This is a genomic window from Formosa agariphila KMM 3901 (assembly GCF_000723205.1).
Lineage (GTDB): Bacteria > Bacteroidota > Bacteroidia > Flavobacteriales > Flavobacteriaceae > Formosa > Formosa agariphila.
Window position 1 is genome coordinate 2,266,809 of record NZ_HG315671.1, and the last position, 12,190, is coordinate 2,278,998.

At 32.8% G+C, this 12,190-nt stretch carries 8 protein-coding genes; 6 read left to right on the forward strand and 2 right to left on the reverse strand.

Annotation, left to right across the window (positions count from 1 at the left end):
* The first annotated feature begins 176 nt into the window (after positions 1-176).
* The 5 genes from uvrA (at position 177) to rlmH (ending at position 9,775) form a co-directional block, all read left to right on the forward strand.
* A complete protein-coding gene (uvrA, locus tag BN863_RS09770; protein ID WP_038530024.1) occupies positions 177-3,008 on the forward strand; it encodes an excinuclease ABC subunit UvrA in 2,832 nt (943 codons plus the stop codon).
* A gap of 20 nt (positions 3,009-3,028) precedes the next feature.
* A complete protein-coding gene (locus tag BN863_RS09775) occupies positions 3,029-3,718 on the forward strand; it encodes an LOG family protein (protein ID WP_038530026.1) in 690 nt (229 codons plus the stop codon).
* Positions 3,719-3,893: 175 nt separating this feature from the next.
* The gene (locus BN863_RS09780; RefSeq protein ID WP_051774678.1) at positions 3,894-6,680 is read left to right on the forward strand and encodes a gluzincin family metallopeptidase; all 2,787 of its coding nucleotides are present in this window, start codon (positions 3,894-3,896) and stop codon (positions 6,678-6,680) included.
* Between the two features lie 175 nt (positions 6,681-6,855).
* The gene (locus tag BN863_RS09785) at positions 6,856-9,267 is read left to right on the forward strand and encodes an alpha-ketoacid dehydrogenase subunit alpha/beta (protein WP_038530031.1); all 2,412 of its coding nucleotides are present in this window, start codon (positions 6,856-6,858) and stop codon (positions 9,265-9,267) included.
* A gap of 34 nt (positions 9,268-9,301) precedes the next feature.
* On the forward strand, positions 9,302-9,775 hold the full coding sequence (gene rlmH / locus BN863_RS09790) for a 23S rRNA (pseudouridine(1915)-N(3))-methyltransferase RlmH (protein ID WP_038530033.1): 474 nt from the start codon (positions 9,302-9,304) through the stop codon (positions 9,773-9,775).
* Positions 9,776-9,784: 9 nt separating this feature from the next.
* Here rlmH and BN863_RS09795 read toward each other — a convergent pair whose 3' ends face one another.
* Both BN863_RS09795 and BN863_RS09800 read right to left on the reverse strand, forming a co-directional pair.
* Complete coding sequence (locus tag BN863_RS09795) at positions 9,785-10,789, reverse strand: DUF4421 family protein (RefSeq protein ID WP_051774953.1); 1,005 nt, start codon at positions 10,787-10,789, stop codon at positions 9,785-9,787.
* Positions 10,790-10,976: 187 nt separating this feature from the next.
* Positions 10,977-11,276, reverse strand: coding sequence for an HPF/RaiA family ribosome-associated protein (locus tag BN863_RS09800; RefSeq protein WP_038530036.1), 300 nt, complete (start codon positions 11,274-11,276; stop codon positions 10,977-10,979).
* A 258-nt stretch (positions 11,277-11,534) separates the two neighbouring features.
* Between BN863_RS09800 and BN863_RS09805 the strand changes: the two genes are divergently transcribed.
* Positions 11,535-12,116, forward strand: coding sequence for a non-canonical purine NTP diphosphatase (locus tag BN863_RS09805; RefSeq protein ID WP_038533446.1), 582 nt, complete (start codon positions 11,535-11,537; stop codon positions 12,114-12,116).
* The last annotated feature ends 74 nt before the right edge of the window (positions 12,117-12,190 follow it).

A 12,190-nucleotide genomic window follows, 5' to 3' on the forward strand; every position in this document is an offset into this window, starting at 1 on the left:
ATATTCTAAAGCTGATGTGTAAACATCAGCTTTTTTTTTTGTCTTAATTTTAAATTAAGTATTTGTTAAGGCTTTAATTTCTCCTTAAAAAACAGCAATATATTTAACAGTTTACTAAGACACAACTCGCTTCCTTTTTCATCTTAAAATCTGTATATTTGAAACTTTGCATTTCTATGAGCAATTTCGAAGAATATATTGAAGTTAAAGGTGCCCGAGTGCACAACTTAAAAAACATTGACGTTTCTATTCCTAGAGACAAGCTAGTTGTAATTACTGGTTTATCGGGGAGTGGAAAATCGTCTTTGGCTTTCGACACAATTTATGCCGAAGGTCAGCGCCGTTATATTGAAACATTTTCGGCCTATGCCCGTCAGTTTTTAGGCGGATTAGAGCGTCCTGACGTTGATAAAATCGATGGACTTTCGCCTGTAATTGCTATTGAACAGAAAACAACCAGTAAATCTCCTCGATCTACTGTAGGAACAATTACAGAAATTTACGATTTTTTACGTTTGTTATATGCTAGAGCTAGTGATGCTTATAGTTACAACACTGGTGAACAAATGGTAAGTTATAGTGATGAGCAAATCAAAGATTTAATTACACAAGACTATCAAGGAAAACGTATTAATATACTTGCTCCTGTTATTCGTTCTAGAAAGGGACACTATCGCGAATTATTCGAACAAATTGCCAAACAAGGTTTTGTAAAAGTAAGAACAGATGGGGAAATTCGTGACCTAGTAAAAGGCATGAAACTAGATCGCTATAAAACACATGATATAGAAATTGTTATCGATCGTTTAAAAATCGATACGACTGCCGACAATGACAAAAGACTTTCCGAAACCATAAAAACAGCCATGTATCATGGCGATGATATTTTAATGGTTATTGATCACGACACCCAAGAAGCACGTTATTTTAGTCGTTTGCTTATGTGTCCATCAACCGGAGTTTCTTATCCAAATCCAGAACCTAATAATTTTTCATTTAATTCCCCAAAAGGTGCTTGTCCAAAATGTAATGGTATTGGTCAATTGTATCAGGTTAATGAATCTAAAATTATTCCAGACCCAACATTATCGATTAAATCTGGAGCGTTAGCACCACACGGTCCCGAGAAAAATAGTTGGATTTTCAAGCAATTGCAACTTATCGCGCAGCGTTTCAATTTTAATTTAACCGATGCGTATAAAGACATTCCTGAGGCTGCTAAACACATGATTTTATACGGCGGAAAAGAAAAGTTTTCTGTTGAAAGTAAAACTTTGGGAATTACACGCGATTATAAAATAGATTTTGAAGGTGTTGCTAATTTTATTGAAAGTCAGTACGAAAATGCTCAAACCACATCATTAAAACGTTGGGCTAAAGACTATATGGACAAAGTGGATTGTGGCGAATGTCATGGCACACGACTTAGAAAAGAATCGCTTTATTTTAAAGTCAATGGCTTAAACATAGCTGAATTAGCAAATAAAGATATTAGCGATTTATCTGTTTGGTTTAAAGATTTAAACACACACTTATCTTCTAAACAATTACAAATTGGAGAAGAAATTATAAAAGAGATTACCACACGTCTTCAGTTTTTATTAGATGTTGGTTTAGATTATCTATCATTAAACCGAAGTTCTAAATCACTTTCTGGTGGAGAAGCACAACGTATTCGATTAGCAACCCAGATTGGTTCTCAATTGGTTGGTGTACTCTATATTTTAGACGAACCTAGTATTGGGTTACATCAGCGTGACAACGAAAAATTAATAAATTCTTTAGTTGCACTTCGTGATGTTGGGAATTCTGTTATCGTAGTTGAACACGATAAAGACATGATAGAACGTGCAGATTACGTGATTGATATCGGACCAAAAGCAGGGCGTTATGGTGGTGAAATAATTAGTGAAGGTACGCCTGCCGAATTATTAAAACAACATACCTTAACTGCAGATTATCTAAACGGCACCAAAGAAATTGAAGTTCCTAAAAAACGTCGTGAAGGTAACGGACACCTATTAACCTTAAAAGGATGTACAGGAAATAACTTAAAGAACGTAAGCGTTTCATTTCCTTTAGGAAAAATGATTGGTGTAACAGGTGTTTCAGGAAGTGGTAAATCCACATTAATTAATGAAACCTTATACCCTATTTTAAATGCGTATTACTTTAATGGCGTAAAAAAACCAATGCCTTATAAAAGCATAAAAGGTTTAGAACATTTAGATAAAGTTATCGATATTAATCAATCGCCAATTGGTAGAACACCACGTAGTAATCCGGCAACGTACACTGGTGTTTTTGGAGAAATTAGAAGTTTGTTTGCAAAGATTCCCGAAGCCATGATTCGTGGCTATAAACCAGGTCGTTTTAGTTTCAACGTTAAAGGTGGACGTTGCGAAACGTGCCAAGGTGGAGGTTTACGCGTAATAGAAATGAACTTTCTTCCCGACGTTTATGTGGAGTGCGAAACATGTCAAGGAAAGCGTTTTAACAGAGAAACTTTAGAGATTAGATATAAGGGAAAATCGATTAGTGATGTACTTAACATGACGATAAACGATGCCGTTCCGTTTTTTGAGAATATTCCTAAAATTCATAAAAAAGTAAAAACCATCCAAGATGTTGGATTGGGATACATCACCTTAGGACAGCAAAGTACAACCCTCTCCGGAGGAGAAGCACAACGTATTAAATTAGCAACAGAATTAAGTAAACGCGATACCGGAAACACATTTTATATTCTAGATGAACCTACTACCGGACTTCATTTTGAAGATATACGTGTGCTTATGATTGTATTAAATAAACTTGCAGACAAAGGCAACACAGTGTTAATTATAGAACACAATTTAGATGTTATAAAAACTGTAGACCACATTATAGATATTGGTTACGAAGGCGGAAAAGGTGGTGGAAAAGTGATTGTTGAAGGCACTCCTGAAGAAGTCGCAAAACACAAAAAAAGTTATACAGCACAATTCCTAAAAAAGGAATTACATTAATAATAGAAGATTAAATTATCATGAAAACAGAACAACATCCAAAAGGTTGGAATGAAATAAAAACAAACGATTCTTGGGCCATATTTAAAATTATGGGTGAATTTGTTAGTGGTTTTGAAAAGATGAGTACTGTAGGTCCCTGTATTTCAATTTTTGGATCAGCACGAACAAAACCAGAAGACCCTTACTATAAATTAGCAGAACGCGTAGCGCATAAAATTGTAGACGCTGGTTTTGGTGTTATTACAGGTGGTGGTCCTGGAATTATGGAAGCCGGAAATAAAGGTGCACATTTAGCTGGTGGAACTTCTATTGGATTAAATATAGAGTTACCCTTCGAGCAACACGACAATCCATATATAGACCATAATAAAAGCTTAGATTTTGATTACTTTTTTGTTAGAAAATTAATGTTTGTAAAATACTCTCAAGGCTTTGTTGTCCTTCCTGGAGGATTTGGAACTTTAGACGAATTGTTTGAATCGATAACACTTATACAGACTGGAAAAATTGAACGTTTTCCGGTTATTTTAGTTGGAAAAGAATACTGGGAAGGTTTATTCGATTGGATTAAATCGACCATGCTAGCTAAAAACGGTACCATTAGTCCAAAAGACTTAGACTTAATCAACATTGTAGACACTGAAGATGAAGTTGTTGACGTGCTAAATAAGTTCTATAACGAATCTAATTTTAGTCTAAATTTTTAACACAATTAAAGTGAGAAAATTACTTTAAAAATCTATCTTTCAAACGCTATCGCAATAAACACCAACACCAAGCTAATCCGATAGCGTTTGACTTTAGAATATTGTAAAATACAAAATTTGAACACCCACATTGAGATTTCGACATAGTTGCTACATTCTTTTTCTATTAATACATATGGTTACTTTTGGTCAGAATAAAACCGACCTAAAAGCTACCTTCGATGTTGCGACTAAACAAATTAAAATTTCTCAAACCATTCAATATAAAAACACGACGCAAGACACGCTTCATGCCATATATTTAAACGATTGGCCAAATAGTTTTTCTACAAAATCTACACCTCTTGCAAAACGTTTTACCGAAGAATATAAAACTAATTTTCATTTCGCAAAAAGCGAAGACCGTGGTTTTACAGCTGTAACCAGTATTACGCAAAACAACGACGAACTAGAATTTAGTCGTGTTAAAAATCATCCCGATGTTATAAAAGTCAAACTTCCTAAACCATTACAAGGAAGCGAAACGTACACCATAAATCTTCAATATATTGTTCAAGTTCCCAACGATAATTTTACACGGTATGGTTGGACTAGCAACAACGATTTCAACTTAAGGTACTGGTACATAACACCTGCAGTTTACAACGGAACCTGGAACTACTATAGCAATAAAGATTTAGATGATTTATTTATACCTGTAGCCGATTTAAATTTAGAAATCGAATTTCCAAGCTATTACTCACTTATTTCAGAGTTATCGGTTGCCGACACCAAAGTTAAAGACGGAAATACTATTGTGACTTTACAAGGTAAAAACAGTATAAATTCAAAATTATTTCTAAAAACTAAATCCGATTTTAATTCAACTGGAAACGAATCCTTTTCGATAGTTACCAATATTAATGAAGAGAATTTAAATGAAATAGAACGCATTATAATCACCGATAAAATCATCACGTTCATAACCGATAATTTTGGCGAATATCCACATGAAAAACTACTGTTAACAGAAATCGATTATAGAAAGAATCCCATTTATGGTCTTAATCAATTGCCTAATTTTATACGACCGTTTCCAAATCATTTTCAATACGAATTAAAACTTATAAAAACCGCTTTAAACAACTATTTTGAAAACATATTGTTAGTTAACCCAAGGGATGATTATTGGTTGAATGACGGACTACAAGTCTATTATTTAATGAAATATGTAGACGAACATTATCCGAATATGAAACTTTTCGGAACACTTTCAAATATTTGGGGAATTCGTGCTTTTCACGCCACACAGCTTCAATTTAATAACCAATACACTTTTTTATACATGCATATGGCACGCTCTAATTTAGATCAGCCATTAGCTATGCCTAAAGATTCGTTACTAAAATTCAATTCAAATATTGCGAATAAATATAAGGCAGGACTGGGTTTAAAATATTTAGAAGATTATTTAGATGATAATGTCGTACAAGAATCTATAGATGGCTTTATTTCATTAAACAAATTAAAGCAAACTTCTACAGAAGACTTCGAAACGCTTTTACGCTGTAACACCACTAAAGATGTCGATTGGTTTTTTAATGATTACATACAGACCCGTAAAAAAATAGATTATAAAATTAAAGGCTACGACGTTGTTGGAGACTCACTAGAAGTTACCATAAAAAACAAGCGAAAAAACAATATGCCAATCTCATTATTTGGTATTCAGAACGACAGCATTGTATATAAAACGTGGATTAATAACATTACCGAAACTGAAAAGGTAAACATTCCAAAAGCAGGCATAGATAAACTCGTTTTAAACTACGATATGCGTGTTCCTGAATTTAATTTAAGAGACGATTGGAAATCTTTAAAAGGATTTATTTTCAACAACAAACCCTTACAATTTAGATTATTTAAAGATATTGAAGACCCGTATTACAATCAGGTCTTTTTTATGCCCGATTTTACCTATAATTATTACGATGGTTTTGCTCCTGGAATTCGTTTATATAACAAAACAGCGCTCCCTAAAGAATTTTTATACAGTTTAAGACCTAGATATGCTATAAAAAGTAAACAGCTTATTGGAAATGTAAGTTTAAGCTATACTCACCAATTCGAGAATAAAAATTTATATTACATTAAATACGGATTTTCTGGAGAGTATTCTAATTACGCTCCTAACCTATCTTACACCTCATATACACCATATGTAAATATTGGGTTTAGAAATAGCGACGACTTTAGAGATAACAAAAAACAATCTTTAACGTTACGATATATTAGTATTTCTAGAGAAGACGACCCTTCAAATATTTACAATAAAGAAACCCAACCGGATTACGATGTTTTTAATATCCGTTATGGAAATACAGACCCAAATTTAAAAAACCATATTACCGGATTTGCAGATTTTCAATTGGCTAAAAACTTTGGAAAAATAGCTGTAAATTTTGAATATAGAAAGCTAACAGAAAACAACAGAAATTACAACCTTCGTTTATTTGCTGGTACATTTCTATACAATAACACCTACGAAACTTCAGACTATTTTAGCTTTGCTTTAGATAGACCAACAGATTATTTATTCGATTACAATTACTTGGGACGTTCGGAAGAGTCCGGAGTTTTAAGTCAGGAATTAGTAATTGCTGAGGGTGGATTTAAATCGAAATTAGATCCTGCCTTTGCCAATCAGTGGATGACCACTTTAAATGGAGGAACAACCATTTGGAAATATATCGAGCTTTATGGAGACCTTGGTTTAGTGAAAAACCATGGACAATCTGCTAAGTTTGTTTACGATACAGGATTCCGTTTAAACCTGATTGCCGATTACTTCGAGTTATATTTTCCTGTTTACTCTAATTTAGGATGGGAAATTTCGCAACCACAATATGCTGAAAAAATTAGGTTTATAGTCACTCTTTCCCCAAAAACCTTATTAGGACTATTTAAAAGACGTTGGTATTAAAAACCCAATTTTATTTATTAGATTATCAGTAGAATTATTTTTTTTATTAATTCAATATAAAAACACTCATAATCATTGATTTTCGTAGAAATAGTATATTCTATTAAGTCCTTTTTCAATTGTTAAAACCATTTAAATTCCATAAATTTGTACTTAAATTCAATCCCAAAAAAACATGCAAATAGAACCTGAAACTATGAAAGGACTTTCTTTTGAAGACTTTAAAGCCGAAGTTTTAAATGATTACAAAATTGCAGTTACCTCTCGGGAGTGTAGTTTACTTGGACGAAGAGAAGTACTTACAGGAAAAGCAAAATTCGGAATTTTTGGAGATGGAAAAGAAGTTGCTCAATTAGCAATGGCAAAAGCGTTTAAAGACGGAGACTTCCGTTCTGGTTACTATCGCGACCAAACCTTTATGATGGCCATAGGCGAACTTACTGTAGAACAATTTTTCTCTGGTTTATATGCCAATACAGACATAGAAATAGAACCCATGTCTGCTGGTAGACAAATGGGTGGTCATTTTGCAACACATAGTTTAGACGAAAATGGACATTGGAAAAACTTAACAGAACAGAAAAATTCTAGTGCAGATATTTCACCTACAGCTGCACAAATGCCTAGACTTTTAGGTTTAGCTCAGGCTTCTAAAATCTACAGACATGTAAAAGGAATTTACACCAAAAACTTTTCGAATAACGGAAATGAAGTGGCTTGGGGAACCATTGGAAATGCTAGTACTAGCGAAGGTGTGTTCTTCGAAACCATAAACGCTGCAGGTGTATTACAAGTACCAATGATTATTAGCGTTTGGGATGACGAATACGGTATTTCTGTACACGCTAAACACCAAACAACTAAAGAAAATATTTCTGAAATCTTAAAAGGGTTTCAAAGAGATGAACATACTAAAGGATACGAAATATTACGTGTTAAAGGTTGGGACTATCCTGCCCTAATTGAAACCTACCAAAAAGCAAGTAAGATTTCTAGAGAAGAACATGTACCTGTTTTAATACACGTAAACGAAATTACTCAGCCACAAGGACACTCGACTTCAGGATCTCATGAACGCTATAAAGACGGGAATCGTCTAGCTTGGGAAATTGCCAACGATTGTAATACCAAAATGAGAAAATGGATTATTGCAAATGGTTTTGCTACCGATGAAGAACTAACCGAACTCGAAAAAAGCATTAAAAAGGTCGTTAGAATTGGTAAAAAAACATCTTGGTCCCTTATTGTAGACCCTATTAATAAAGATAAAACAGAAGCCTTAAACATATTAAAACTTGTAGCTAACAAAAGTCCTAACAAGGCATTTATTCTTAAATTAGCACAAGATCTTGAAGCTATAGACGAACCTGTAAAACGAGATATTATTGTAGCTGCTCGTAAAGCGCTACGTTACATTATTAATGATAATTCTCCAGAAAAAGACAGACTGCTGCAATGGATTGAAAAATACTTCGAAAAAGTACAACCACAATACAGCTCGCATTTATATAGTGAAGGTAATAAATCTGTAAAGTATATAGCCGAAGTTAAACCTATCTATACAGAAAACACTGAAAGCGTAGACGGACGTTTAATTTTAAGAGATAATTTTGATGCGATATTTAGTAAATATCCTGAAACATTAATTTTTGGTGAAGACTCTGGAGCCATTGGAGATGTAAACCAAGGTCTTGAAGGCATGCAAGAAAAATATGGCGAATTAAGAGTAGCCGATGTTGGTATTCGTGAAGCAACTATTCTTGGTCAAGGTATAGGAATGGCAATGCGAGGGCTTCGTCCAATTGCAGAAATTCAGTATTTAGATTACTTATTATATGCTATTCAAATTATAAGTGATGATTTAGCAACATTACAGTACAGAACAAAAGGGCGCCAAAAAGCTCCTTTAATTATAAGAACACGTGGTCACCGTCTTGAAGGTGTTTGGCACTCTGGATCGCCAATGGGAGGTATAATTAATCTTGTTCGAGGGATACATGTTTTAGTGCCAAGAAACATGACTAAAGCCGCAGGGTTTTATAATACGTTATTAGAGTCTGACGAGCCTGCTTTAATCATAGAGTGTTTAAACGGTTACCGATTAAAAGAAAAGAAGCCAGCTAACTTTGGGTTATTTAAAACACCTATCGGAGTTGTCGAGAAACTGCGTGAAGGATTAGATATTACTTTAGTATCGTACGGTTCTACACTACGTATTGTAGAGCAAGCTGCTAAAGATTTAATGGAAGTTGGTATACAAGCAGAAGTTATCGATGTTCAATCGCTTTTACCTTTCGATGTTAATCATGATATTGTAAAAAGTGTACAAAAAACAAATCGTTTATTAATTATAGATGAAGATGTTCCTGGTGGTGCTTCAGCATATATTTTAAATGAAATTTTAGATAACCAAAATGCTTACCAATTTTTAGACAGTAAACCTAGAACGCTTACCGCTAAGGCGCACCGACCTGCTTATGGTACAGATGGCGATTATTTCTCTAAACCTTCTTTAGAAGATGTTTTTGAAACTGTTTACAAAATTATGCACGAGGCAAATCCTAATAAGTATCCTAAACTAAGATAATCCAATTATCTATTTAATATCCAATTGAAACATTATGACCATTAAACTATTGGCCATTGGAAAAACAGATAGTAAACTTTTACAAGGTTTAATCGATGATTACCAAAAACGTTTAGGGTTTTACATCAAGTTTGAATTTGAAATTATTCCTGACTTAAAAAAGATTAAAAATTTAAGTGAAGAACAACAAAAACAAAAAGAAGGTGAGCTTATTCTTGGCAAATTAAACTCTACAGATGCGTTAATTTTATTAGATGAAAACGGAAAGCAAATGGATTCTGTAGGCTTCTCTAATTACCTTCAGAAACACATGAATTCGGGGATTAAACAATTAGTATTTGTTATTGGCGGACCTTACGGATTTTCGCAAGAAGTTTATGCAAAGGCATTAGGTAAGATATCATTATCTAAAATGACATTTTCTCATCAAATGATTCGACTATTTATTATCGAACAACTATATCGCGGTTTTACTATACTTAAAAACGAACCTTATCACCATAGATAAACCTTAATGCTATCTCGTAGGTTTAGGTTTTATGGTTCCTAACTTATATCCGAATGCAATCTTAGCTTTTGTTAGATTAAAACTATAAGTATTGTCGAAATCTAAATCGCTAGAATACACTCCTCCTCCATATATTAAACTTACGTAATATTGCGGAACATTATACCCTAAAGCAAAAGTGTAATCCATTTTATAAATCATAGGATTAGACGGTTTATAAGTATTATCCTCTAAAGTCACATGTTTGTACATTAACCCTACTCCAGGCATAATATTACACGAGGCTGTAAAGTTTTGCGGCAACCTAAACACAGACATTAGACCACCTAAAATACCTAAAGCACTACTGTTATACCGTTTAACATGCGCTTGTTCGTTAAAGTAAATGTTAGATGGGTCTTCTAAAATATTGTCATCTGCAGAAAAATAATCATAAAAACCAAAAGCTCCAAAACCACCCGTTATATACACTTTACGATTTAAATTATCTACACCAGCTTTTAACATAGAATACGAAAATTCTATATCTGGTATGGTACGTAAATAATTAAAACCTACGGTAACAGATCTAATATCGTCTCGAAATACAAAAGGTTCATCAAAATTATTTCTCACATTAAAACCTTTATAGGTCTGTACATAAAAATTTATATAATTTTTTTTACCAACTATAGATGTGCCCTGCATATCGAACCTATGCGTAATGTGTTTTTTATTGGTTTTTAAATTAAAAGCAATATCTATTAACAGCTTACTGCTGGCAAAACCAAAACCTAAACCAAACTTATTATTTGGGGAATATTTAGATTTAAAATCATCTTCATTCTTGATTCGGAATTGTTTTACTTTATAATTACTAAAAAAACGAAGGGAATAATTATCTATATCATGGTCTATAAAAACTTTATCAATCAGTTTAATAACATCTAAAGTATCTAAATTCTTGATAATCTGAGATTGTGCAGTCCAAGAAACCGTGAAAAATATAAATAAAATAATCGTTTTCTTTACCATGTAATTTTCGCCTACACACTTGACTTGGTTATAAAGTATTATTGGAGTTTGCCAAAAATACATTAATTCTTGAAACAAACAATTAATGCTAATTTATAAGCATTTTAAGTCTATTATAGCATTTATAAAAAAACGGATGATACACTTTAAAATTGTATCATCCGTTTAAATTATAAATTCTTATAGCCTAAGAATGGGCAAATGTTTGTTTACGTTTTTTAAGTTGAATTTCTAAATCATTAATCGTGTTTTTTACAGCGCCTTCGTACGTTCTTTCTTGAGAAGAAGCAAAAATTCTAGGCCCAGGTGCACTCAATTCAATTTTGCATATTTTACCTTCTTCTTTCTCTTTTTGAATATTTTCAAAAATAACCTGTGCAGAAATTATCCAATCGTATTTTAAAGCTAATTTATTAAGTTTTTCGGTTACGTGTTCATTCATTGCTTCGCTAGTCGTCATATGAATGTATTGAATGTTTATAGTCATAGATTAATATTTAAATGTTCTATTCCAAATTTAAAAATAAAGCCTATTATATCATATGATTTTAATCATAAATAATTGTGAAATTATCAGTTTTAAGCCCGTAAATTTTTAAATAATAATCTATTTAACTAAATACCAAACTATTAATCAATTTTAAATCAAAAACTGGTGTATTACAAATTGAACAGTCTTTTATTAAGAGTTCTGAAAATTGTTTTAAAAGCTTATTTTAGCATTCCAAAACTTAAACCTAAAGTCATGAAACTTGTATTTGCTACCAACAATAAAAATAAAATAAAGGAAGTTCAAGGCTTAATTCCTAGTTATATCACACTCTTAAGTTTAGAAGATATTAACTGTTTAGAAGATATTCCAGAAACACAACCTACTATAGAAGGCAATGCAAAGCAAAAAGCAGAATATGTAAAAGACAAGTATGGTTTCGATTGTTTTGCAGACGATACAGGTTTAGAAGTCGATGCTTTAGATGGCGCTCCTGGGGTGTATTCGGCACGTTTTGCTGGACCACAACGCGATGCCAAAGACAATATGAACAAACTTTTAGAGGATTTAAAAGATACCACTTATAGAAATGCGCAATTTAAAACCGTAATCGCATTATCTCTTCAAAATAATATTCAAACATTTACGGGCATTTGCGAAGGGGAAATTACTAAAACCCAACATGGCACAGATGGTTTTGGATACGACCCTATTTTTAGACCTAAAGGATTGAAACAGACCTTTGCAGAAATGCCACTTAGCGAAAAAAACACCATTGGTCATCGTGGAAAAGCAGTTTCTTTATTGGTTAAATATTTAAACAGTTTAGAAGCATAAATTAAACCATTGATTTACAATAAATTAATCAAAATTAGTTTATTCGGAATAAAACACTACCTTTGCAGCTTGAA

Bases quoted from the DNA above. Each gene is read 5' to 3' on its own strand.
- BN863_RS09785 (WP_038530031.1), top strand. From the start codon at position 6,856: ATGCAAATAGAACCTGAAACTATGAAAGGACTTTCTTTTGAAGACTTT.
- uvrA (WP_038530024.1), top strand. From the start codon at position 177: ATGAGCAATTTCGAAGAATATATTGAAGTTAAAGGTGCCCGAGTGCAC.
- rlmH (WP_038530033.1), top strand. From the start codon at position 9,302: ATGACCATTAAACTATTGGCCATTGGAAAAACAGATAGTAAACTTTTA.
- BN863_RS09795 (WP_051774953.1), bottom strand. From the start codon at position 10,789: ATGGTAAAGAAAACGATTATTTTATTTATATTTTTCACGGTTTCTTGG.
- BN863_RS09805 (WP_038533446.1), top strand. From the start codon at position 11,535: ATGAAACTTGTATTTGCTACCAACAATAAAAATAAAATAAAGGAAGTT.
- BN863_RS09775 (WP_038530026.1), top strand. From the start codon at position 3,029: ATGAAAACAGAACAACATCCAAAAGGTTGGAATGAAATAAAAACAAAC.
- BN863_RS09780 (WP_051774678.1), top strand. From the start codon at position 3,894: ATGGTTACTTTTGGTCAGAATAAAACCGACCTAAAAGCTACCTTCGAT.
- BN863_RS09800 (WP_038530036.1), bottom strand. From the start codon at position 11,276: ATGACTATAAACATTCAATACATTCATATGACGACTAGCGAAGCAATG.